Source organism: Collinsella aerofaciens, assembly GCF_015670795.1.
Taxonomy (GTDB): domain Bacteria; phylum Actinomycetota; class Coriobacteriia; order Coriobacteriales; family Coriobacteriaceae; genus Collinsella; species Collinsella aerofaciens_Q.
Genome location: NZ_JADPCJ010000002.1, coordinates 86,386 through 108,224, shown reverse-complemented (window position 1 = coordinate 108,224; position 21,839 = coordinate 86,386). Strand labels below are relative to the sequence as shown.

Annotated in this window: 19 protein-coding genes; 17 read left to right on the top strand and 2 right to left on the bottom strand. The window is 60.8% G+C overall.

The window, feature by feature from the left end; all coding sequences use genetic code 11:
* Positions 1 to 10 precede the first annotated feature (10 nt).
* The 6 genes from I4W09_RS01525 to I4W09_RS01500 all read left to right on the top strand — a co-directional run bounded on the left by I4W09_RS01525 (position 11) and on the right by I4W09_RS01500 (position 8,402).
* On the top strand, positions 11 to 973 hold the full coding sequence (locus I4W09_RS01525; RefSeq protein ID WP_035136527.1) for a hypothetical protein: 963 nt from the start codon (positions 11 to 13) through the stop codon (positions 971 to 973).
* Between the two features lie 210 nt (positions 974 to 1,183).
* A complete protein-coding gene (gene carA, locus I4W09_RS01520; protein ID WP_196031387.1) occupies positions 1,184 to 2,614 on the top strand; it encodes a glutamine-hydrolyzing carbamoyl-phosphate synthase small subunit in 1,431 nt (476 codons plus the stop codon).
* A gap of 1 nt (position 2,615) precedes the next feature.
* On the top strand, positions 2,616 to 5,930 hold the full coding sequence (gene carB, locus I4W09_RS01515; protein ID WP_196031386.1) for a carbamoyl-phosphate synthase large subunit: 3,315 nt from the start codon (positions 2,616 to 2,618) through the stop codon (positions 5,928 to 5,930).
* Between the two features lie 483 nt (positions 5,931 to 6,413).
* Complete coding sequence (gene purE / locus I4W09_RS01510) at positions 6,414 to 6,878, top strand: 5-(carboxyamino)imidazole ribonucleotide mutase (protein WP_006235810.1); 465 nt, start codon at positions 6,414 to 6,416, stop codon at positions 6,876 to 6,878.
* A gap of 35 nt (positions 6,879 to 6,913) precedes the next feature.
* Entirely contained in the window at positions 6,914 to 7,918 is a 1,005-nt protein-coding gene (locus I4W09_RS01505; RefSeq protein ID WP_196031385.1) for a class B sortase, read from the top strand.
* A 67-nt stretch (positions 7,919 to 7,985) separates the two neighbouring features.
* Entirely contained in the window at positions 7,986 to 8,402 is a 417-nt protein-coding gene (locus I4W09_RS01500; RefSeq protein WP_230318606.1) for a molybdenum cofactor biosynthesis protein MoaE, read from the top strand.
* Positions 8,403 to 8,492: 90 nt separating this feature from the next.
* Here I4W09_RS01500 and I4W09_RS01495 read toward each other — a convergent pair whose 3' ends face one another.
* Positions 8,493 to 9,722: a putative ABC transporter permease gene (locus tag I4W09_RS01495; protein WP_117634672.1), complete on the bottom strand. Its 1,230-nt coding sequence runs from the start codon at positions 9,720 to 9,722 to the stop codon at positions 8,493 to 8,495.
* A 294-nt stretch (positions 9,723 to 10,016) separates the two neighbouring features.
* Between I4W09_RS01495 and I4W09_RS01490 the strand changes: the two genes are divergently transcribed.
* The 11 genes from I4W09_RS01490 (at position 10,017) to I4W09_RS01440 (ending at position 20,123) form a co-directional block, all read left to right on the top strand.
* On the top strand, positions 10,017 to 11,687 hold the full coding sequence (locus I4W09_RS01490) for an amidophosphoribosyltransferase (RefSeq protein ID WP_196031384.1): 1,671 nt from the start codon (positions 10,017 to 10,019) through the stop codon (positions 11,685 to 11,687).
* 156 nt (positions 11,688 to 11,843) lie between these two features.
* Positions 11,844 to 12,947: a phosphoribosylformylglycinamidine cyclo-ligase gene (gene purM, locus I4W09_RS01485; protein WP_196031383.1), complete on the top strand. Its 1,104-nt coding sequence runs from the start codon at positions 11,844 to 11,846 to the stop codon at positions 12,945 to 12,947.
* Positions 12,937 to 13,638, top strand: a complete 702-nt coding sequence (purN, locus tag I4W09_RS01480; protein ID WP_196031382.1) for a phosphoribosylglycinamide formyltransferase — start codon at positions 12,937 to 12,939, stop codon at positions 13,636 to 13,638. Before purM ends, purN begins: the two co-directional genes overlap by 11 nt.
* A gap of 152 nt (positions 13,639 to 13,790) precedes the next feature.
* Complete coding sequence (locus I4W09_RS01475; RefSeq protein WP_196031381.1) at positions 13,791 to 14,255, top strand: PTS sugar transporter subunit IIA; 465 nt, start codon at positions 13,791 to 13,793, stop codon at positions 14,253 to 14,255.
* Positions 14,256 to 14,425: 170 nt separating this feature from the next.
* A complete protein-coding gene (locus tag I4W09_RS01470; RefSeq protein ID WP_196031380.1) occupies positions 14,426 to 15,646 on the top strand; it encodes a peptidylprolyl isomerase in 1,221 nt (406 codons plus the stop codon).
* Positions 15,647 to 15,700: 54 nt separating this feature from the next.
* Positions 15,701 to 16,144 (top strand): GatB/YqeY domain-containing protein, encoded by a 444-nt coding sequence (locus I4W09_RS01465; protein ID WP_006235801.1) that lies wholly within the window; start codon positions 15,701 to 15,703, stop codon positions 16,142 to 16,144.
* Between the two features lie 277 nt (positions 16,145 to 16,421).
* Positions 16,422 to 17,153: an amino acid ABC transporter ATP-binding protein gene (locus tag I4W09_RS01460; protein ID WP_022094215.1), complete on the top strand. Its 732-nt coding sequence runs from the start codon at positions 16,422 to 16,424 to the stop codon at positions 17,151 to 17,153.
* An 8-nt stretch (positions 17,154 to 17,161) separates the two neighbouring features.
* A complete protein-coding gene (locus tag I4W09_RS01455) occupies positions 17,162 to 18,037 on the top strand; it encodes a transporter substrate-binding domain-containing protein (protein WP_099432436.1) in 876 nt (291 codons plus the stop codon).
* A 25-nt stretch (positions 18,038 to 18,062) separates the two neighbouring features.
* Positions 18,063 to 18,809: an amino acid ABC transporter permease gene (locus tag I4W09_RS01450; protein WP_035136546.1), complete on the top strand. Its 747-nt coding sequence runs from the start codon at positions 18,063 to 18,065 to the stop codon at positions 18,807 to 18,809.
* Positions 18,810 to 18,812: 3 nt separating this feature from the next.
* Complete coding sequence (locus tag I4W09_RS01445; RefSeq protein ID WP_006235796.1) at positions 18,813 to 19,451, top strand: amino acid ABC transporter permease; 639 nt, start codon at positions 18,813 to 18,815, stop codon at positions 19,449 to 19,451.
* Positions 19,452 to 19,499: 48 nt separating this feature from the next.
* Complete coding sequence (locus tag I4W09_RS01440; protein ID WP_055251542.1) at positions 19,500 to 20,123, top strand: cytidylate kinase-like family protein; 624 nt, start codon at positions 19,500 to 19,502, stop codon at positions 20,121 to 20,123.
* A gap of 50 nt (positions 20,124 to 20,173) precedes the next feature.
* Here I4W09_RS01440 and I4W09_RS10300 read toward each other — a convergent pair whose 3' ends face one another.
* Complete coding sequence (locus I4W09_RS10300; protein ID WP_230318605.1) at positions 20,174 to 21,577, bottom strand: helix-turn-helix transcriptional regulator; 1,404 nt, start codon at positions 21,575 to 21,577, stop codon at positions 20,174 to 20,176.
* Positions 21,578 to 21,839: the final 262 nt, after the last annotated feature.

The following is a 21,839-nucleotide window of genomic DNA, read 5'->3' as shown; positions in this document are numbered from 1 at the left end:
CAGGAAGTTTATGGCTGACAAGAACCCTTTGACTCCGGAAGAAGTGACGGAGTTATTCTCCGAAATCGATGCATCCGGCGTCTTGGATCCCACGCTCGCCAAAAAGCGTACCGAGCGCATGCGTGAGAAGGAGGCTGCGGCCAAGCGCGGTGACAAAGCGGCGCTAGCGCAGCTGCGCAGCGAGGACCGCGCGAGCCAGGCAAAACATATCGACCCGCTGTCCGAGGACGATCCTTCGGGCTCGCAGGTGAGCCATACCATTACGAAGACCGCGATGGCCGTGGTCATTGGTATTTTGGTGCTGATCGTGGGTATGCAGATTGGCTACGGCGTGATGCGTCGTCTGAACACCGCCAACCTGTCCGAGAGCGTTTCGGTCGATACCGTTTCGACGGCGCTGAAGGGCGGCCTTGAGTGGGGCAACGGCTTTACGCAGTTCCCGCTCGACTTTACCGTCGATGAAGCCGATGAGCGTACGGGCACGGTCGAGGTGACGGTGTTGGACACATCGTCTGCCAACGAGCTCGAGCTGCTGTCCAACGGGCAGATCCAGGCCGCGGCGCTTGCGACCAACGCGCTGCTCAACGATAAGATCGACCGCGTGGTGTATAACGTTCACGCCTATATCGACGAGGATAGCAACATTCAGCACGATTCCTTCTTTGGCATGTTCCCCGCGCGGGGCCACCAGAGCGCCATTTTGACGTTCGTGTGGACCAAGAGCTCATCCAACGCCACGAGTATCGACTGGAAGATGCGCATCGTGAGTATGGATGACACCATCGCCGAGCGCATTCAGAAGCAGGTGAACTCGGTGTCGTCGTTGATTGAGGACCCGGTGGTTAGCCAGACTAAGATCGACGAGGAAAAGGCCGAACGTGACCTGGAACATCGTCTGCATGGCCGCGAGATTTTCCGCGGCGGCAAGCCCGATCGCACACCGTCCGAACTGCTGGAGCAGGACAAGAAATAATAAGACGCCATCATCCCGCGTGAGCCACAAGCCCCGCGGGATGATTTTTTAATCCCCGTCCCAGAAAAATCATTATGCATAGAAAGTCATAATTATCATTTCGTAAACATTTCGATGAAATTAACGCCATGAGGCATGCTTGCGGTTACAATACCGCGAGGCCTAACTACACACCTTTAAGCCGGTCCTGTGAGACCGGGAAGGAGAATTATGGCGAACAACCATACCGCGGGCGCTGCCGCCCGCACCTTCGCGCCCAGCGAGCTTTGCCAGCGCATGCTGGCCAAAACCAGCAAGGGCACCTGCGGTCCCTGCATCCTGTATCTTGAGGATGGGACCATTTTTTATGGACGTGCATGCGGCGCCGAGGGCACCGCGACCGGCGAAGTCTGCTTCAACACCTCGCTCGAGGGCTACTTTGAGGTCATGACCGACCCGAGTTATGCCGGCCAAATCGTAACCATGACCTATCCGCAGATCGGCAACTACGGTATCGACGAGACCGACGTCCAGTCGGCCTTCCCCGGCGACGCCGTGCGCTCTGCGAGCGCTCCGGCCATGCGCGGCATGATCGTTCGCGACATGTGCGCCACGCCTTCTAACTGGCGCTCGGCCGTCAGCGTGCCGGAGTACCTGCGCGCACACGGCATCGTTGCTATCGAGGGTGTCGACACCCGCGCTCTGGTGCGCCATCTGCGCGACAATGGTTCCAAGATGGGCATTATCTCGACCGAGATCTTCGACGTCGACGAGCTTGCCGAGCGTCTGGCCGCAGCGCCTACGCTGGTAGGCGAGAACCTGGTCAAGACCGTAAGTTGCCCCGCACCTCATGAGTTTGTGGCCGCCGACCTGCCTGCCACGCATGACTTTGCGCTTTCGGCTGCCGCTCCTGCCCGTCACAAAGTGGTCGCCTACGACTGCGGTGTGAAGCGCGGCATTCTGGAAGGGCTGGTCCGCGCCGGCTGCGACCTTACCGTCGTGCCGTGGAATACGCCCGCGAGCGAGGTGCTCGACATGAATCCCGACGGCGTCTTTTTGTCCAATGGCCCCGGCGACCCCGACGCCGTGGTGGAGACCTACGAGCAGGTGCAGCAGCTGATCGGCAAGGTGCCGGTCTTTGGTATTTGTCTTGGTCACCAGATGATCAGCCTGGCCTGCGGCGCCCAGATGGAAAAGCTTAAGTTCGGTCACCGCGGTGGCAACCAGCCGGTCATGAACCTGGTAAGCCGTCGCGTGGAGATCACCGCGCAAAACCATGGCTTTGGCCTGCTGTTCCCCAGCCTGGGCAAGCTTGTCCCCGAGCTTTCCGGCGGCGAGACCGAGCATGCGGTCGATGGAGATCTGCGCGTCTGGGTGCGCCGCGGAATCGCGCCGGTCGTGATGAACGAGCGCTTTGGCCGCATTCGCCTGACGCACGTGAACCTCAACGACGGCACCGCCGAGGGCATCCAGCTGCTCGACGCCCCGTGCTTCTCGGTCCAGTACCACCCCGAGGCCTCGCCTGGCCCCACCGATGCTCACTATCTCTTTACCGCCTTTACGCGACTCATGGACGGCGAGGAGAACTACCTGGACATCGACACCGCGAAGGAACGCCTGGCTGGCTGGAATTTCGCCGAGACTGAGACCGAGGAGAACTAACATGCCTAAACGTACTGACATCAAGCGCATCCTCGTCATTGGCTCGGGCCCCATCGTTATCGGCCAGGCCTGCGAGTTTGACTACTCCGGCGCCCAGGCCTGCAAGGTGCTCAAGGAGGATGGCTTTGAGGTCATCCTGGTCAACTCCAACCCGGCGACCATCATGACCGATCCGGGTCTTGCCGACCGCACCTATGTCGAGCCCATCACCGCCGAGTTTATCGAGCGCGTGATCAAGAAAGAGCGCCCGGACGCGCTGCTGCCCACACTGGGCGGCCAGACCGGTCTGAACGCCGCCGTCGAGCTGGCGAAAGACGGTACGCTCGACAAGTACGGCGTCGAGATGATCGGCTGCGACCTGGCCGCCATCGAGCGCGGCGAGGACCGCAAGCTCTTTAACGAGGCTATGGCCGAGATCGGCCTGGAGGTCGCGCGCTCGGGCTATGCCTACAGCGTGGCCGACGCCGAGGCTATCGCCGAGCGCGTGGGCTATCCCTGCGTACTGCGCCCGAGCTTTACCCTCGGCGGCGCCGGTGGCGGCATCGCACATACCCACGAGGAGCTCGTCTCCATCGTGAGCCAGGGCCTCGAGCTCTCGCCCGCCCACGAGGTGCTGGTCGAGGAGTCCATCGAGGGCTGGAAAGAGTATGAGATGGAGGTCATGCGTGACCACGCCGGCAACGGCATCATCGTGTGCTCCATCGAGAACCTCGACCCCATGGGCGTGCATACCGGCGACTCCATCACCGTGGCGCCGGCGCAAACGCTCTCCGACCTTGAGTATCAGCGCATGCGCGTGGCCTCGCTCGCCATTCTGGAGAAGATCGGCGTCGAGACCGGTGGCTCCAACGTGCAGTTTGCCGTGAACCCCCGGACCGGCCGCCTGATCGTCATCGAGATGAACCCGCGCGTGAGCCGTTCGTCCGCGCTGGCCTCCAAGGCCACGGGTTTCCCCATTGCCAAGGCTGCCGCGCGCCTGGCTGTGGGCTACACGCTCGACGAGATCGTCAACGACATCACCAAGGCTACGCCCGCCTGCTTTGAGCCCACGATCGACTACTGTGTGGTCAAGGTGCCGCGCTTTGCCTTCGAGAAGTTCAAGGGTACCGACCCCACGCTCACCACGCGCATGAAGGCCGTGGGCGAGATTATGGCGATCGGCCGCACCTTTGAGGAGGCCTTTGGCAAGGCCATGCGTTCGCTGGAGGACGGTCACCAGGGCATTTGCGCCGGTGGCAAAGAGGGTGCCGATAAGCTGAGCGACGACGAGCTTGCTCAGGCCGTGGCGACCCCGACCGAGCATCGCATCTTCTTTGTGGTCGAGGCCCTGCGCCGTGGCTGGGACATCGCTCGCATCCATGCCATCTGCGGTATCGATCCGTGGTACCTCAACCGTATCAACGATATGGTACAGGTCCAGGAGAGCATCCGCGGCCTGCGTGTGGAGGATATCGACGCCGATGCGATGCGCCTGCTCAAGCAGTACGGTACGAGCGACGCCGAGATCGCCGCGCTGACCGGCTCGGACGAGCGCTTTGTGCGCGCCTACCGCAAGGGCCTGGGCGTGGTTCCCAGCATGAAGACGGTTGATACCTGCGCTGCGGAGTTCTCGAGCGCCACGGAGTACCACTACAAGACGTACGAGAACATCTACCGCACGAGCCCAGATGCCAAGAAGTGCGTGGCTCCCGACGAGACCACGCCGGCGGACAAGCCCAAGGCGATGATCCTGGGCGCCGGCCCCAACCGCATTGGCCAGGGTATCGAGTTCGATTACTGCTGCGTGCACGCGAGCTACGCGCTGGCGGCCCGCGGCTTTGAGACCATCATGGTCAACTGCAATCCCGAGACCGTTTCGACCGACTACGACACGTCCGACCGCCTGTACTTTGAGCCGCTCACCTACGAGGACGTCATGGACGTTATCGACGTTGAGCGCCCCGATGGCGTCGTGGTGACGCTTGGCGGCCAGACCCCGCTTAAGCTGGCGCGCATGCTCGAGGAGAGCGGCGTGAACATCATGGGCACCAAGCCCGATGCCATCGACTTTGCCGAGGACCGCGAGCGCTTCGCTGCTCTGCTTGACAAGCTGGGCATCATGTACCCGCCGGCGGGCCAGGCCACCTCGTTTGAGGAGGCCGAGGCCGTTGCCACGCACATCGGCTACCCGCTGCTGGTGCGTCCGAGCTACGTGCTGGGCGGCCGCGGCATGATGATCGCCTACGATGCCGAGCATCTGCGCGATTACATGGCCGAGGCTGCGCGCATTAGCCCCGACTACCCGGTGTATCTGGACCGCTTCCTGGAGGGTGCGATCGAGTCCGATGTCGACGCCCTGTGCGATGGCGAAGAGGTCTACATTGGCGGCATTCTGGAGCATATCGAGGAGGCCGGTATCCACTCCGGCGACTCCGCGACCTGCATCCCGCCGTTCAGCTTTAGCGAGAGCCTGCAGGCAAAGCTTCGCGAGACCACGCGTCGCATCGCGATGGCGCTGGGCGTACGCGGCCTGGTCAACGTGCAGTACGCCATTAAGGGCGAGACCGTCTACGTGATCGAGGCCAACCCGCGTGCCAGCCGTACCGTGCCGTTTATCTCCAAGGCCACCGGCGTGCCGCTGGCCAAGTGCGCGGCGCGTATCATGGCGGGCGATTCCATCGCCAGCCTGGGCCTGCCGAGCGACGAGCGTCAGCTGGACTGGTTCTGCATGAAGGAAGCCGTTATGCCCTGGGGTCGTTTCCCGGGCGCCGACGTTATCCTGGGTCCCGAGATGAAGTCGACGGGCGAGGTCATGGGTATCGCCAAGAGCTATCCCGAGGCATACGCCAAGACGCAACTGGCGATTGACTACAAGCTGCCCGACCCGAGCGCCGGCAAGGTGTTCATTAGCGTGTGCGACCGAGATAAGCGTCACATCCTTTCGGTCGCCCGCATCCTGCGCTACCTGGGCTTTGACATCTGCTCCACCGAGGGTACGGCGCGCGTGCTGCGCGGCGGCAACGTGACGTGCGAAGTCGTGGAGAAGATCAGCGGCCCGCACGACGGCGAGCGTCCCAACATCGGTGACCTCATCGCCGATGGCAAGATCGCGGTAATCATCAACACGCCGTACGGCCCGGGTTCGCGTGGCGACGGCTACCTTCTGCGCACCGAGGCCGTGCGCCGCGGCGTGACCTGCGTGACGGCGATGTCTGCGGCCAACACGTACGTGAGTGCCATCGAGGCCGTGCGCGAGGACCAGCAGGGTCACGGCAGCGCCAACGACATGGGCATGGACGTCATCGCCCTGCAGGACCTGCCGCAGCACACGGTGTAGTTGACCTGGCCGGCCGGGGCGGGAGGGGCCGAGATTTCCCCCTTTCGCTCCGGCTGCAAGCAGAGTCGCTCAGGAGGAAACTCGGCCCCTCCCGCCCCGGCCTGCGGTGACTTGGCTGCACCGTGTGCTGCCGAAGGGGCTTTGAGCGATGACTAGGGCTGAATAGAAAATGAGTGTGGGCCCCGCCGTTCGTTCGAACGGCAGGGCCCACGTTTTGTATGGGGCCTGTCAGTCTCGTCAACCTCCCATTTCAAATCAAATCAGCCAACGTACGTCATAGCAATCCCCGGTAGGTCGAGGGGTGCTTTGCGGGCGGGACAGGCTTTATCTGAACGACTTTGCAAAGCAACCGGAGTGAAGATAAAGCCTGGCCCGCCCGCAAAGCACCACGCAGACCGCAGGGACGGGAGCAGCTATACTACTCTCAGTAGTTAAGGGTCGCGGATTGGCCGCGTCGCCGCTCTCAACAGGAGGTCTTTGTTTATGGCAGATCAAAAGCCGGTTGTCGGGATCATCATGGGCTCCAAGTCCGATCTGGGCGTTATGGAAGGCTGCACCGCCGAGCTCGAGGCGCTCGGTGTGCCCTATGAGCTTGTCATTGCGAGCGCACACCGTACGCCGGCGAAGGTCCACGAGTGGGCTTCGACTGCTGCCGACCGTGGCATTAAGGTGATCATTGCCGCCGCCGGCAAGGCCGCTCACTTGGGTGGTGTCGTGGCTGCCTTTACGCCGCTACCGGTTATCGGTGTGCCTATGAAGACGAGTGACCTGGGCGGTATGGATTCGCTGCTGTCGATGGTGCAGATGCCTTCGGGCGTACCCGTGGCCTGCGTTGCCATCAACGGCGCCAAGAACGCCGCCATCTATGCCACGCAGATCTTGGGCGCATGCGACCCCGAGTACCGCAAGGTTATCGAGAAGATGAAGCAGGAGATGGCCGACGCCTAGGCGTTCCGCCGTTTCACCGCAGTATAAGGAGAGCCATGTCCGACTATCAGGGAAAACGATTCAAGGCTTCTCAGATTCCCGATCCGTCGAAGCCGGGTGCTGCCCGTGCGGCACAGCAGGGTCGGACATCCTCTCCTCAGCAGCCGCGCGCGCCGCGTCCCGTAACGCCGATGTCCCATCATCGCCAGGATACGCCGGCTGCATATCGCCCTTCGTCGTATGATACGGCCAAGAAAGAATCGCGTTCTACGAAACAGTCGGGCGCCGCTCCGTCGAGCTATACCGAGCCGCCGCGCAAAAAGCGCCGCTCCGTTATCCCCATCTTGCTCATCATTATTGGCATCGGCCTAATCGTTGCCGCTGCAGCCATCTTTATCAATGCGCAGATCGGTTACAAGCAGGCGAGCGAGTCGTACCAAAAGATCGAAAAACAATATGTGAGCGACAAGGACGCCAGTGGCGTGCCAATTATTGACTTTAATGCGCTTGCCCAGACAAATCCCGAGGTTGTGGGTTGGATTTACGCGCCCGGCACCAACATCAACTACCCCGTGGTGCAGACCAACAACAACTCCAAATACCTCAACACGCTGTTTGACGGTACATCTAACGCGTCCGGTGCCATTTTCTTAGATAGTGATGACACCGCGCCGGGAATGGTTGACCAGCAGACCACGATCTACGGCCACCACATGAACGACGGGTCGATGTTCAATGTGATCTCGGACACGACCGACCAGGCGACGTTCGACAGCATTGAGTTTGTGTATTACATCACACGGGATGCTACGTATAAGCTGCGACCACTGGCGACCAAAGTTGTCGAGGACACGTATGCCAAGGCGCGCACACCCAATTTTGAGGGCGACGACGGGCTCAAGAACTACCTGTCCGAGATGCTCGACGGTGCCTCTGCCGTGGCGAGCGATGCCACCGATCGTGCTGCTTCGGCAACCAAGGTCGTAACGCTTGTGACCTGTCGTTCGTTATCGCTGAGCAACACGCGTGCCGTCATGGTGCTCACGCCGGTCGAGGAATAAGTTGTTCGAGAGTAGCTAAAAAAGCCCCGTTCCAAATTGGCTACTCGACGACGGTAAGGGAGAAATGATGCTCGAGAATGGCAAAACGATGCCTTCGGTTGATGCTTGGCTGCGCGAGGCCAAGGCCGATTCGTCGGCACCTGCGTGCGGTATGTATCTGACACATAACGGTGTGGTGCGCGCGACGCCCAAGGCCGAGGCGCGCGGTGTCGAGACCGATGGCGTGGCGCCGGGCCACAAGGTGGGCGGCATGGTGTTTGGCTACGACGCCAGCAAGGTACAGGCCGCCATCGAGGCGACGCGCGCGATGCCGGGTATCGGCTATGTGCGCGTGTGGCTGGCAAGCGGCGAGCTTGCCGTAGGTGACGACATCATGCTCGTGCTCATCGGTGGGGACATTCGCCCGCACGTGGTCGATGCGCTGCAGGCGCTCGTTGGCACCATCAAGAATGAATGCGTGAGTGAGGTCGAGCGCGAGGCGTAGAGGCTTGCGACGATAGAAGGCTCGTTTATAAAAATGCCCGCCGGTACGTGTGATACCGGCGGGCATTTTGCGTTTTGGGCGCGGTTGGCGCTACACGCGCGTCGCATCCTTGGGGCTCATGGTCATGCTCTGGAAGCGATTCTCCATAAAGTCATTATCGAAGTACTTGCCGTAGAACTGCGCAACGGGAATATCCGGTTCCGTGCCGTTGACGCGCTGATACCAATAATCGAGCGACTGCAGCGTCATAACGCCATCGACCAGCATAATGATGGTGAAGATGACGGTAGCCGAGTAGCGGCTCTTCCACGGAATCATGTTGATGAGCTTGAGCAGCCTCGGCAGCAGCAGCTTGATCCAGATGAGGCCACCCAGGCCCCACAGGCAGGCGAAGCCCGTGCAGGTACGTCCGCCGGTAAGGACGGCGAGCGGATCGGGCATGCCAAAGAGCTTCATATGCGAGTAGCTCCACGAGACCACGCCAAACGAGGTCTGCATAAACCAGCCCACGAACACCTCAAAGCTTGCGCCGAGCAGCGCGCTCACCAAAAAGATAATGATGGGGTTCTTTTTGTAGAAGCGGTTGAGCACCATGGTCATGAGTACGGCGCCAAATCCGTAGATGGGGCTGAAGGGGCCAAACAGCATGCCGGCGCGGTTCTGGTAGACGCCCGGGTCGTCGACCGTCATGTGCCAGATGTCCTCGGCGATCAGGCCGAGTATGCAGCAGACAAAGAATACCCAGAACAGGTTGAAGTAGTTGAGTTTGATGTAGCCTTCGCCGGTCTCGTCGCGGCCGAGCATGCCCTCGGCGGCGGCGTCGCGATCAAGCATCTCCTGCAGGCGGCGCTGCAGCTCGCGCTCCTGGCGCAGCGTGGGGTCGACGGTGGCCGAAAGCGCGACGAGGATGCCGAGCTGGATGGCAGGGCGAAGCAAGAAGGGCCCGATGCCCTGGAGCATCACGTCAACCAAAAGCTCGACGACGGTAAACGCGATAAGGATATAGGACAGACGCGCGGCATTGCGGCGCTGGTTCTTGATGAGGTCCAGGCCAAAGATGATCAGGATGACGGCGCTTGCCGCAGAGAGCATGATGCCGGCGACGATAAGGCCGACCGCGACGAGCGTGTTGTCGCCGAGCTTGGCGGCGGCGTTGCCGTTGATGAGCGCGGTGATGACCTGCCACATAAAGGCGCCGACCGAAGGGAGCGTGCCCACGCCGGACAGGATGCACAGGACGGCGTACACCTTAATGATGAGGGGGATCTTCTTGACCTCCGTGGCGCTGGGGACGCTGGGGTCGAGTTCGTTTCGATCCATACATAACCTTTCTCGTTTTGCTGTAGGTACAAGGATACGCCGCCGACCTGCCAAAAGACAGGACGAACGTCCCAATTGCAACAATGCAAGCCCCAACGGCGGGTGAGACACGTCGCAACGGAAGTATGCGGGATCGTCGGCCTCGAGGCGGTTGCCCAATAAAATGTTTGGCTGCAAAACGGATTATAAGCTCGGTGGGCTTTTAAAAAGCGCTGTTCATGCGCGGGAGTGCTTGTCTTGCCGTGCGTATAATAGGGCAGGTAACGCCAAATAACGAGGCTCTGAGGGGATGCCATGTCTCAAGAAACCATCCGCGCGGCCGAGCGCGCCGCGGGACAGGTGAAGACCATGTCGACGTATGATCCGGACTCCGACCAGCTGCATGAGGAATGCGGCATTTTTGGTGTGTGGGCGCCCGATCGCGACGTGGCTCGACTGACGTACTTTGGTCTGCGCGCGCTACAGCATCGCGGCCAGGAATCGGCGGGAATCGCCGTGGGTGATGGCGGCACGGTTATGGTTCGCAAGGACCTGGGACTGCTCGACCGCGTGTTCTCCAACGCCGACCTGTCGACGCTCTCCGGTCAGCTGGCCGTGGGCCACGTGCGCTATGGCACCGCCGGCGCCAAGAGCTGGGAAGCCTCGCAGCCGCATCTTTCCACCATCAACAGCGTCATTATCGCGCTTGCTCACAACGGCACTCTGGTCAACACCGACGAGCTGCGCCGCCAGCTGATCGAGCTGGGCGTGCCGTTCCTCTCCAATTCGGATTCCGAGGTCGCGACCAAGCTCATTGGCTACTTTACTCAGCGTACAGGCCATCTGCGTGAGGGCATTCGCAAGACCATGGAGCTCGTGCGCGGCGGCTACGCCATGACGCTCATCAACGAGCAGGCGCTCTACGCTTTCCGCGATCCGCACGGCATTCGCCCGCTCGTGCTGGGCAAGCTGGTAGACGAGGGTCTGGACCAGGCCGATGCCGCATCCGTTTCGCAGCTGCCGTCGCAGGACGGCGCCGCTACGGTCGACTCCGCCGTCCGTGTCACGCGCGCCGGCGGCTGGGTCGTTGCTTCCGAGACCTGCGCACTCGACATCGTGGGTGCCGAGTACGTCCGTGACGTCCGTCCCGGCGAGATCTTGCGCATCAGCGCCGAGGGTCTGGTATCCGAGCAGGGCGTGCCTGCAGCCGAAGAGCCCGCCAACTGCATCTTTGAGCAGGTCTACTTTGCCCGCCCCGACTCCATCATGAACGGCAAGAGCGTCTATGCCTGCCGTTACGACATGGGTCGTCAGCTGGCACACGAGGAGCCCGTCGAGGCCGACCTGGTCATCGGCGTGCCCGACTCCGGCCTGCCGCCCGCGGAGGGCTATTCGCACGAGAGCGGCATTCCCTTTGGCGAGGGCCTCATCAAGAACCGCTACGTGGGCCGTACGTTTATCGAGCCTACGCAGGAGTTGCGCGCCATGGGCGTGCGTATGAAGCTTAACCCGCTGCGCGACAACATCGAGGGCAAGCGCCTGGTCGTCATCGACGACTCCATCGTGCGTGGCACCACCATGGTGCAGCTCGTCAAGATGCTGCGCAACGCCGGCGCCAAGGAGATTCATATCCGCATCAACTCGCCCGAGGTCATCTGGCCGTGCTTCTACGGTATCGATACCGACGTACAGTCGCAGCTTATCAGCGCCAACAAGACGGTCGACGAGATTTGCGAGTATATCGGCGCCGATTCGCTGGCCTTCCTTTCGGTCGAGGGCCTGCTTAAGGTCATGCCCAAGGGCGGTTACTGCGATGCGTGCTTTACCGGCCGCTACCCCGTGGCGATTCCCGAGAGCTTTGGCCGCGACAAGTTTATGGAGGGCTTTAAGCCCCGCAACCTGGATAAGCCGCTGCACTTTGACGACGACGCCGTGGTCGAGAAATACGACGACCGCAGCTGGGAAGAGAAGCACGGCGAGGCCTAAAACCTGCCATGTAGGGACAGGTTCATTTTGGTAGGTTTTACCTGCTGTTTTGTTGATATGACGGCGCGTGCTGTTATGGCGCGCGCCGAAATGAACGCAACTATGAGCACCGTTTGGCGCCCGCGCGGCGGACGGTAGTGGGAGAGGAAGGCTCAGATGAGCGACAGCAAGCATGTGACGTATGAGGACGCCGGCGTCGATACCGCCGAGGGCGGCCGCGCCGTCGACGCCATTAAGCAAATGGTTAAGGACACCAACCGTCCCGAGGTCATCGGCGGTATCGGTGGCTTTGGTGGCCTGTTCTCGGCCGCCGCGCTTAAGGATATGGAAGACCCGATTCTGATCAGCGGTACCGACGGCGTGGGCACCAAGCTCGTGCTCGCCCAGATCATGGACCGTCACGAGACGGTGGGCCAGGACCTGGTCGCCATGTGCGTCAACGACATTTTGGCTTCGGGCGCCGAGCCGCTGTTCTTCCTGGACTACGTTGCCATCGGCCACATTGAGGCCGAGCACATGGCAAAGATCATCAAGGGCGTGGCCGATGGCTGCAAGCTCGCGGGCTGCGCGCTCGTGGGCGGCGAGATGGCCGAGCACCCCGGCGTCATGGCTCCGGCCGACTACGACCTTGCCGGCTTTACCGTGGGCGTCGTCGACCGTCCCAAGATGCTCGATCCCGCAAACGTCCGCCCCGGCGACGTGATTCTGGGCCTGCCTTCCACCGGCGTGCACTCCAACGGTTACTCGCTCGTGCGCAAGGTCATTGGCGTCGACGGCATTAAGCCGGGCACGCCCGAGGCCGCCGCTAAGGCCGAGGAGCTGAGCCGTCCGCTCGAGGAGCTCGGCGGCGCATCGCTGGCAGACGCCCTGTTGGCCCCCACGCGCATCTATGTCAAGCCGATTCTTGAGTTGCTCCGCGGCGGCGCCAACGTGCACGCTATCGCCCACATCACTGGCGGCGGTATTACCGAGAACCTCAACCGCGCGCTCGCCGACGACGTCGACGCCGTGGTCACCCGCAACGGTGCCGAGATGGGCTGGGACGTTCCGCCCGTCATCACCTACGTGGCGCGCCAGGCCGAGCTCGCGCCCAACGAGGCATGCAAGACCTTCAACATGGGCGTTGGCCTGTGCCTGATCGTCGCCCCCGAGGACGAGGCCGCGGTTACCGAGGCCCTGGTCGCGCTGGGCGAGAAGCCGTTCCGCGTGGGCGAGTGCGTCGAGGGTTCCGGTAAGGTCGTGTACTCCGATGAGCGCTAACGAGCAGATGGCTGCCGCCGAGGGCCTGGACTTTGTGCCCTATACCCGTCCGAGCGGCACCGATACGGCCGAGCCGCTCAAGATCGGTGTGCTCATCAGCGGTTCGGGTACCAACCTGCAAGCGCTGATCGATCTGATCGCCGCCGGCAAGCTCAACGCTTCGATTGAGCTTGTGGTGTCGAGCCGTCCCTCGGCTAAGGGTTTGCAGCGCGCTGAGCGTGCAGGTATCCAGACGCTTACGCTGTCCAAGGATGTCTACGCCGACCCCATCGCCGCCGACGAGATCATCGCGCACGAGCTTCTCGAGCGCGGCTGCGAGTATGTGGTCATGGCCGGCTACATGCGCATGGTGCACACGCCTCTGCTGGCGGCGTTTCCCAACCGCGTGGTCAATTTGCATCCGGCGCTGCTGCCGAGCTTTACCGGTGCGCATGCGATTGACGATGCCTTTGCGCGCGGCGTCAAGGTAACTGGCGTGACCGTGCATTTTGCCAACGAGATCTACGACAACGGTCCCATCATCGCCCAGCGTGCGCTGGCTGTCGAGGAAGGTTGGGATGTCGACACGCTCGAGGAGCACATCCACGCGATTGAGCACGTGCTGTATCCCGAGGTCGTGCAAATGCTCGCCGACGGCCGCGTCCACGTGCTGGAGAGCGGCAAGGTCGCAATTGACGCGCCTCGCGGCTAGCGGCGCACAGTACAATTTAGCCGAGTAGTCAGGGTGGTCATTGGCGCCAAGGCGCGCGTGGCCACCTTTTGTTTTGGGTAGTCATCGGGAACGGTCTTTAACGACTGGTCATTCAAGAACGTCGCAGGTGACTAGATGAGAGAGGTGAGCGCATGGCGGATAACGAAGCGCTGTTTACGCCTGAGCTGGTGTTTTTTGATTGGGAGTGTGCAACGCCGGATGAGGTGTTTGCGGGGCTCGAGGGCGAGCTTGCACCACGTGGCTACATTGCGTCCGGTTGGCTCGACGCCGTTCGCACGCGCGAGGATGCCTATCCCACGGGTCTTGCCATGCCGGCGGCAAACATTGCCATTCCGCATACCGATCCGGGGTTTGTGGCCAAGCCCTATATCGCGGTGGTGAAGCCCGCCGCGCCCGTGACATTTAACGCTATGGCTGGCATGGGCGCTCCGGTGCCGGCGCAGATCGTCATCAATCTGGGCATCGCCGAGCCGGGCGGCCAGGTCGAGGCTCTGCAGGCGCTCATGAATATCTTTATGGACGCCGATGCCGCAGCCGACGTGCTCGGCCAGACCACGCCCCAGGGCATGGTCGACGCCATCCGCCGCCACTTCTAAGGTGGGGATGAGTCGGCACTTGGGGACTGTCCCTAACTGCCGGCTGTCAGAGCTGTCCCCTTTGCACCAAAATGGTGCAGATTAACCTGTCCCCAATGCACCAAGCGTGCCGCGGGGGCCGCGTTGTGACACAATGGCGTTTGTTCGATTCGTTATGCGAAAGGCCAACTATGGCAAATAAGAAAAAGAACTCCGAGGCCGCGCCGACGCCCGAGCAGCAGGCCCGCGCTGCCTCCAGCTCTCGCAAGAAGCAGCGCAAGACGTACGTGTCTAAGACCGTCAAGATCGTCCTGGTGGTCATCGGCGTGCTGGCGATGCTGCTTTCCGTCTCGGTGATGGCGTGCTCCGGCCTTATGTCGCAGGCCGAGGACACCTCGGGCTACAAGCTGACCGGCGGTGTTGCTGCAACTATCAACGGCATCAACCTCACCGAGGACACCGTGACCAAGCAGATCATGAGCATGCGCACGTCCTACGGCTACACCAAGGATAAGGATTGGGCGCAGTATCTGGTTGACAACGACCTCACGCCCAAGAAGTACCGCAAGCAACTCATCGACTCCTACACGCAGCAGATTCTGCTTCAACAGGCACAGAAGGAGAACGGCGTGACGGTGTCGGACGAGGAGGTCGAGAAGGCTTGGAAGGACGCGTGCAAGAGCGCGGGCGGTGCCAAGGCCTTTAAGAAGACCCTCAAGACCTACGGCTATACCGAGGACACCTACAAGGATTCGCTCAAGGAGAGCCTGGCGCAGCAGAAACTCAAGGATGCCGTGGCGCCCACCAGCAAGCCCAAGGACAGCGAGATCGTCGATTACATCAACGAGAATCTGTCTAACTACAACGATGCTCGCCGCTCGTCGAACATCCTGATCAAGGTTGATTCCGACGCCTCCGACGAGGACAAGGCTGCCGCCAAGGCCAAGGCGCAGGAGTGCCTGGACAAGATCAACTCCGGTGAGCTGAGTTTTGAGGACGCCGTTGAGCAGTACTCCGAGGACACCGGTTCCAAGGAGAAGAAGGGCGATGTGGGCTGGGATAAGCTCACCACCTTTGTTGACAGCTACCAGACGGCGCTCGAGGGGCTCAACAAGGGCGACGTGAGCGGAGTCGTCGAGTCGACCTATGGTTACCACATCATCAAGTGCACCGACTACTTCCATGTCGATAATCAGGTCGATGACATCAACCAGGTGCCCAAAGCCATCAAGAAGTACGTCTCCAACGTGGTGAAGACGCAGGCGGCCAGTACTGCATACAGCGAGTGGCTGGAGCAGTACAAGAAGGACGCCGACATTACCGTCAACCCCATGCCCAAGGACGTACCCTATAACGTGAGTCTGAAGGGCGTCACCAAGAGCTCGACCGACGATTCGTCGACGACTGAGTAATCATGGGGCGGCGCTCGTGCGAGTGCCGTCCGCACTATTGAGGAGGATTTGCAGATGACCAACGAAGAGCTGCAGAAGGAAATGATTGCGGCCATGAAGGCCAAGGACAAGGTTCGCCTGTCCATCATTCGCCAGGTTAAGGCCGAGGTGAAGAACATCGAGGTCAACGAGCGCCGCGATGTGACCGAGGAAGACGTCAACAGCATGATCAAGCGTCTGATCAAGCAGACGAGCGAGACACTGGAGATGTCCATCAAGGCCGGCACTGACCAGGAGCGTACCGACAACCTGACCGAGCAGGTCAAGATTCTGGAAAGCCTGCTGCCCGCGCAGGTTTCGGGTGAGGAGCTCGAGGCCCTGATCGAGCAGGTCATCGCCGAGCTGGGCGCTACTTCCAAGAAGCAGATGGGCCAGGTCATGGGAGCACTCGGCAAGGCCACCGGCGGCAACTTCGATAAGCCTGCCGCAGCAAAGATCGTCGGCGCCAAGCTCGCATAGGGTCCTAGCGGTACATAGTTGATGTCGAGGGGGCGTGACCATCGCGGTCGCGCCCCTTTTTTGTTGGCCGATGAAGGGCGCCTTCCCTGGCTGGTCATTGGGCGCTCATTGGGGACAGACTTAAATGAGTGCCCAATGAGCGGGCACTCATTTAAGTCTGTCCCCAATGAGTGGGTTAAAGGTTGCGGGTTCTTTACGGGAATGTAGTGTGGGCTGCGGAAACGCGGTTCTTTCCGTACAATAGTTCAACTCGTGTAAACGCAGGGAAGGGACATTCATGGCAGACATGATCGAGATCAAGCATCTCAACAAGTACTTTGGCGACCTGCATGTGCTCAAAGATATCAATCTCACCGTCAAGCGCGGCGAGAAGCTCGTAATGATCGGGCCTTCCGGTTCGGGTAAGTCGACGCTCATCCGTTGCGTCGATTATCTGGAGGAGCCCACGTCGGGCGAGGTCGTTATCGACGGTACGCCGCTCACCAAAAAGAATCACCTGGAGATGGCTCGCAAGTACAGCTCCATGGTGTTTCAGCAGTTCAACCTGTATCCCAACATGACGGTGCTCGGCAACCTGACGCTCGCGCCCATCAAGCTGCAAAAGAAGAGCAAGGAGGAGGCGACCGAGATCGCCATCGCCGCGCTCAAGCGCGTCGGCATGGCGCATAAGGCCGGCGAGTATCCGCAGAATCTCTCGGGCGGTCAGCAGCAGCGCATCGCCATCGCCCGTGCTCTGTGCACCAAGCAGCCCATCATCCTGTTTGACGAACCGACCTCGGCGCTCGACCCCGAGATGGTCCAGGAAGTCCTGGACGTTATGATTGAGCTCGCGCAGGAGGATATCACCATGATCTGCGTGACGCATGAGATGGGCTTTGCGCGCCAGGTGGCCGACCGCGTCATCTTTATGGAGGACGGCCGCATTCTGGAGGAGGGCACGCCCGAGCACTTCTTCGATAACCCCGAGAACCCGCGCTGCCGCGAGTTCCTGTCCAAGATTCTGCACTAGGCGCGGTGATGGACATGACGGATATGACGAGGGCGGCCGTGTCGCGCCGTCACTTTTTGCAGCTGGCTGGCGCCGGCATGCTTGCGCTGACGGGGACCGCGCTTACCGGTTGCGGCAACTCCACCAGCGGCGAGGGCTCCGACAAGGGGTCCAAGCTTGCGGCCATCAAGTCGCGTGGCCATTTGAATGCCGGCGTTAAGAAGGATGTTCCCGGCTATGGCTATTACGACACCGCCAAGGGCCGCTTTGAGGGCATGGAAGTCGATTTGTGCTACCAGATCGCCGCTGCCGTCTTTGGTGTGAGCTACAAGGATGCCCGTGCCCAGGAGCTTGTCGAGTTTACCGACGTAACGCCCAAGACGCGCGGCCCGCTGATCGATAACGGCCAGCTCGACGTGGTCGCGGCGACCTACACCATCACCGACGAGCGCAAGAAGAGCTGGGATTTCTCGACGCCGTACCGTACCGACTACGTGGGACTTATGGTCAAGAAGCGTTCGGGCTTTACCTCGATTGAAGATCTGGATGGCAAGGTCATTGGTGTGAGCCAGGGTGCCACCACGCAGGGCCTCATCGAGCAGATGATCAAGGACAACGGCTTTAGCTGCAAGCCCGAGTTTAGGGCCTTTAGCGGCTACCCCATCATCAAGAGCTCGCTCGACGCCGGCAATATCGACGTCTTCGCCATGGACCGCTCCACGCTGGCCGGTTACATGAACGAGACCGTTGAGCTGCTGCAGCCCGAGGTCAAGTTTGGCGAGCAGGGCTACGGCGTGGCAACCAAGAAGGGCTGCGACCTTTCGGCCGTGGTCGATCAGGTGATTTGCGATCGCCTGGCCGACGGCTGGCTCGACCAAGAGGTCAAGACCTGGGGTCTTGTATAGGCGCATCGTCCAAGGAAGGAATCAAATGCTCGAAGGATTATTTGACGCCGACCGTTGGTCGACGACATTTCAAAACATGGGGCCCTTCTGGGAGGGCTTTGGCGTGACGCTGCAGGTGGTCGTTGCCGGTCTGCTGCTGTCGCTGGTGCTGGGCACGCTGCTGGGCGTGTTCTCCACCACTCGTTCGCGCGTGCTGCGCGCCATAAGCCGCGTGTACGTGGAGTTTTACCAGAACACCCCGTTGCCCGTGCAGGTGCTCTTTATGTACATGGCCGGTCCACAGTTTTTGCAGGCCATAACCGGTGCCGACCAGCCGGTGCGCATCGCGCCGTTCGTGCTGGGCTTCTTGGGCGTGGGCCTGTATCACGCGGCCTACATTTCGGAGGTCATCCGCACCGGTATCGAGGCGGTTCCGCGCGGTCAGATGGAGGCGGCCCAGAGCCAGGGCTTCACCCGTGCGCAGGCCTACTGGTACATCGTGCTGCCCCAGACGTTCAAGATCATTCTGCCGCCGCTGTGTAACCAGGCGCTCAACCTGGTCAAGAACACGTCGGTGCTGGCGCTTGTGGCCGGCGGCGACCTTATGTACCGTTCCGACAACTTTGTGAGTCTGTACGGTTACCTGCAGGGATACATCGTCTGCTGCCTTATGTACTTCATCATCTGCTTTCCGCTCGCCATGCTGGTGCAGTGGCTCGAGCGCCGCTCCAAGGAGCGTCCGCGCGGCGTGAGCCTGGCCGAGCTGGGGCTCGACAACGTAGAGGAGGCCTAGCGCATGGAAATCTTCAACGCGACCAACCTGCTCTACATTTGGGGCGGCTTTGTTAAGACAATCGAGATCTCGGCGCTGTCGATCTTTTTCTCGCTCATCTTTGGCACGGTGCTGGCGCTCGTTAAGAGCTATGCGCCCCGCCCGTTCCGTATTTTGGTGAGCGCCTATATCGAACTGTTCCGTTGCACGCCAAACCTGCTGTGGATCCTGTTTATCTACTTTACGGTGCAGGGTTTGGACATTGTGATTTCGACCATCGCCTTTACGCTGTTTACCAGCGCTGTTATGGCCGAGATTGTGCGCGGCGGCCTCAACTCGATTCCGCGCGGCCAGTTTGAGGCAGCGCAGAGCCAGGGCTTCGGCTTCTTTGCCACCATGCGCTACATCATTTTGCCGCAGACGTTTAAGACGATCATTCCGGCGCTGTTTAGCCAGTGCACGACCGTCATTAAGGACAGCTCGTATCTTTCGGGCATTAACGTGGCCGAGCTCATGTACACGGCAAACGTGGTGATGGCCCACGCGATCGACCTGTCGCAGGTGCTTATGCTCTACGGCCTGGTGTTTGCGATGTACTTTGTGCTCAACTTTGGTATCTCGCTGCTGGTTCGCGCATATCAGAGGCGAATGGTGGCAGCGTAGAATGTGGCAAAGGGACAGCCCCTTTGTCACATAGAGAAAGGAATCGCGATGAGCGATCTGGAGAATAAGAAGAATCCTGTGGTCATTACCATCGCGCGCGACTTTGGCGCCGAGGGCCACGAGATTGGCCGCATGCTTGCCGACGAGTTGGGGATTCCGCTGTACGATAACGAGCTGCTGGTACGTGCGTCGCTGCGCGCGGGCGAGTCGCTCGATAAGATGGCCGCCTATGATGAGCGTCTGGCCGTGGAGAACATGGCGTTTCTGCCCGACCGCTACGATGCGCGTTCGTACTCGGACAAGTTGTTCCAAAAGATGAGCCAGGTGATTTTGGATCTGGGTGAGACCGAGAGCTGCATTATCGAAGGCCGCCTGTCCGATTATCTGCTGCGCAACAACCCCAACCACATTGCCGTGCTGGTGACCGCACCCTTTGAGGACCGCGTCGAGATCGTGCGCAAGAAGCGTGGCCTTAACAAAAAGAAGGGTGCCAAGCTGGTCAAACAGCAGCAGAAGGCGCGCGAGGCGTTCTATAAGCGCTACAGTGCCGGAAAGTGGAAGATGACGAGCGGTAAAGACATCGTCGTTAACCGCGCCAAGCTGGGCCGCGAGGGCTGCAAAGACGTTATCGCCGCTGCCTACCGCTACAAAGTGGCCCAGCTCGAAGGCTAGCCGACCAAAACCACCACAAAGGGGACAGCACCTTTGTGGTGGTTTTTGTTTTAGGCCGAGGGGAAGGCCTTGGTGAGACCGGCGCGCGTTTGCGTGTCGGTCTTTTGGTAGATAGAGCTCAGGTGGCGCTGTACCATGCGCATCGAGATACCGAGCTCCTCGGCGATCTGCTTGAGCGGGCGTTCGTCCTGGGTTACGGCCACGAGCACGTCGACTTCGCGCGGGGTGAGAGCGTGATCGGTGATGAAGGCCTGACGCTGCTCCTCGATACTCGGTGCTGCCAGCGCCTCCTCGGCAAGCTGTTGATGTTCGCGCTCCTGCTCGGTTTGGGGCAGGCGGAACAAACCGGCTGCCACGAATGCTGCGCAGGCGGCGACGAGCAAAACGAGCGCGCCGATCATGATGAGGGCAACGTTGCCCGAGGTCACGAGGGCAAGCGAGATGCCCGATGTAGTGAACGCACACACATTGTTGGCGGCGCGTCCCATGCCGGCCCAAAGGGCGGGCGCATGCATGCGCGGTGCCAGCTGTGTAAAGGTGGCGGTAAAGAACGTGACAAAAAAGCCCGAGCTCAGGTAAAAGACGACAAGGCCCAGGTTGGGATCAGCGCCGGCCTCCACGGCCAGGATGGAAATGGTCGAGAGCACGGCGATGCCGAGCATGACAAGTCCCATGTAGCGACGCTCGGCGAGATCAAAGACGATGCCGGCGGCCAGGCCGCTCGCTGCCAAAAAGAGGCGCGGCCAGGTCTGCACGGCGATGGTGCCGTGGGCGTTGGAGAACGTGACCACGTTATCGAGAGTAGAGAACAGGCAGGCGAGAATCATGACGAGCACGATGCTCCAACATGCCTGCTTGGCGAGGGCGTGCGATGGCTCAACAAAGGGATTGATGGTGGGGTTTGAGCTCTCGGCAGCCTTTTGGGAAACGACGCTGAGGGTGGAGATGACGATCGTCGCTATGCCAAGGACGATGAGCTCTGCGATGCCGCCGCAATTGAGCAGGTTGATGGCGAACTGCATCAAGATGCCCGCGGCATAGGCTGCTCCCGCGCCGGTGGCGAGTTTGGGGTCATCCTGGAATGCTAACGAAAAGGCATGGTGCGCAGCGGCGCCCAGCAGGCCGAGTCCAAAGAATGCCATGCAGCCCAAAATCTCGAGCGCAAGCAGGTCCGTGGGGGACTGAATCTGAGTCAACCCCAAGATGGCGATGGGAACGGCGGCGCTGACAACTGCCTGAGGCCGGCCTTTGCGCTGTGCGAGCCCAAGCAGCGGCGCATATCCGATAAAGCCGATCACGCTGGCGCCGAGGATGAAGCCCTGCGCAATTACAACACGCTCGGCACCGGCGAGCAGCCCGACATTAATGTCGAATCGAAACTCGGCGGCAAGAAAGACAAAGGTAAAGAGCGCAAGTGCCAGAAGCGCGTTGATTTTAGGCTTACTCAGGTTCAAGGACGGTCCTTTGGGTGGACGGAACAATCGCGCCCTCGATTGTAGACCATGACGGTAGGGGGTGGGCCTTTCTGGGCGCGCTTGGCAATCGTATGCTCGTTGCCTTTTGCGCTGGCAGATGCGCCACTTGATAATTTGTGCTCCGGGATCCGGATATCTTCCCGTAACATGGTGTTACAGAAGCACCCCTTACGACAAGGAGGCTCACATGCGAACGCAAATCCATGACAACCCAATCGACCACGGCCGCGCGTGCGCGCTC

Excerpts from the sequence above, each read along its gene's own strand:
- I4W09_RS01490 (WP_196031384.1), top strand. The coding sequence starts at position 10,017 with ATGTCTCAAGAAACCATCCGCGCGGCCGAGCGCGCCGCGGGACAGGTG.
- purM (WP_196031383.1), top strand. The coding sequence starts at position 11,844 with ATGAGCGACAGCAAGCATGTGACGTATGAGGACGCCGGCGTCGATACC.
- I4W09_RS01475 (WP_196031381.1), top strand. The coding sequence starts at position 13,791 with ATGGCGGATAACGAAGCGCTGTTTACGCCTGAGCTGGTGTTTTTTGAT.
- I4W09_RS01525 (WP_035136527.1), top strand. The coding sequence starts at position 11 with ATGGCTGACAAGAACCCTTTGACTCCGGAAGAAGTGACGGAGTTATTC.
- purE (WP_006235810.1), top strand. The coding sequence starts at position 6,414 with ATGGCAGATCAAAAGCCGGTTGTCGGGATCATCATGGGCTCCAAGTCC.
- I4W09_RS01440 (WP_055251542.1), top strand. The coding sequence starts at position 19,500 with ATGAGCGATCTGGAGAATAAGAAGAATCCTGTGGTCATTACCATCGCG.
- I4W09_RS01500 (WP_230318606.1), top strand. The coding sequence starts at position 7,986 with ATGCTCGAGAATGGCAAAACGATGCCTTCGGTTGATGCTTGGCTGCGC.
- purN (WP_196031382.1), top strand. The coding sequence starts at position 12,937 with ATGAGCGCTAACGAGCAGATGGCTGCCGCCGAGGGCCTGGACTTTGTG.
- I4W09_RS01470 (WP_196031380.1), top strand. The coding sequence starts at position 14,426 with ATGGCAAATAAGAAAAAGAACTCCGAGGCCGCGCCGACGCCCGAGCAG.
- carB (WP_196031386.1), top strand. The coding sequence starts at position 2,616 with ATGCCTAAACGTACTGACATCAAGCGCATCCTCGTCATTGGCTCGGGC.
- I4W09_RS01505 (WP_196031385.1), top strand. The coding sequence starts at position 6,914 with ATGTCCGACTATCAGGGAAAACGATTCAAGGCTTCTCAGATTCCCGAT.
- I4W09_RS01455 (WP_099432436.1), top strand. The coding sequence starts at position 17,162 with ATGGACATGACGGATATGACGAGGGCGGCCGTGTCGCGCCGTCACTTT.
- carA (WP_196031387.1), top strand. The coding sequence starts at position 1,184 with ATGGCGAACAACCATACCGCGGGCGCTGCCGCCCGCACCTTCGCGCCC.
- I4W09_RS01495 (WP_117634672.1), bottom strand. The coding sequence starts at position 9,722 with ATGGATCGAAACGAACTCGACCCCAGCGTCCCCAGCGCCACGGAGGTC.
- I4W09_RS01445 (WP_006235796.1), top strand. The coding sequence starts at position 18,813 with ATGGAAATCTTCAACGCGACCAACCTGCTCTACATTTGGGGCGGCTTT.
- I4W09_RS01465 (WP_006235801.1), top strand. The coding sequence starts at position 15,701 with ATGACCAACGAAGAGCTGCAGAAGGAAATGATTGCGGCCATGAAGGCC.
- I4W09_RS01460 (WP_022094215.1), top strand. The coding sequence starts at position 16,422 with ATGGCAGACATGATCGAGATCAAGCATCTCAACAAGTACTTTGGCGAC.
- I4W09_RS01450 (WP_035136546.1), top strand. The coding sequence starts at position 18,063 with ATGCTCGAAGGATTATTTGACGCCGACCGTTGGTCGACGACATTTCAA.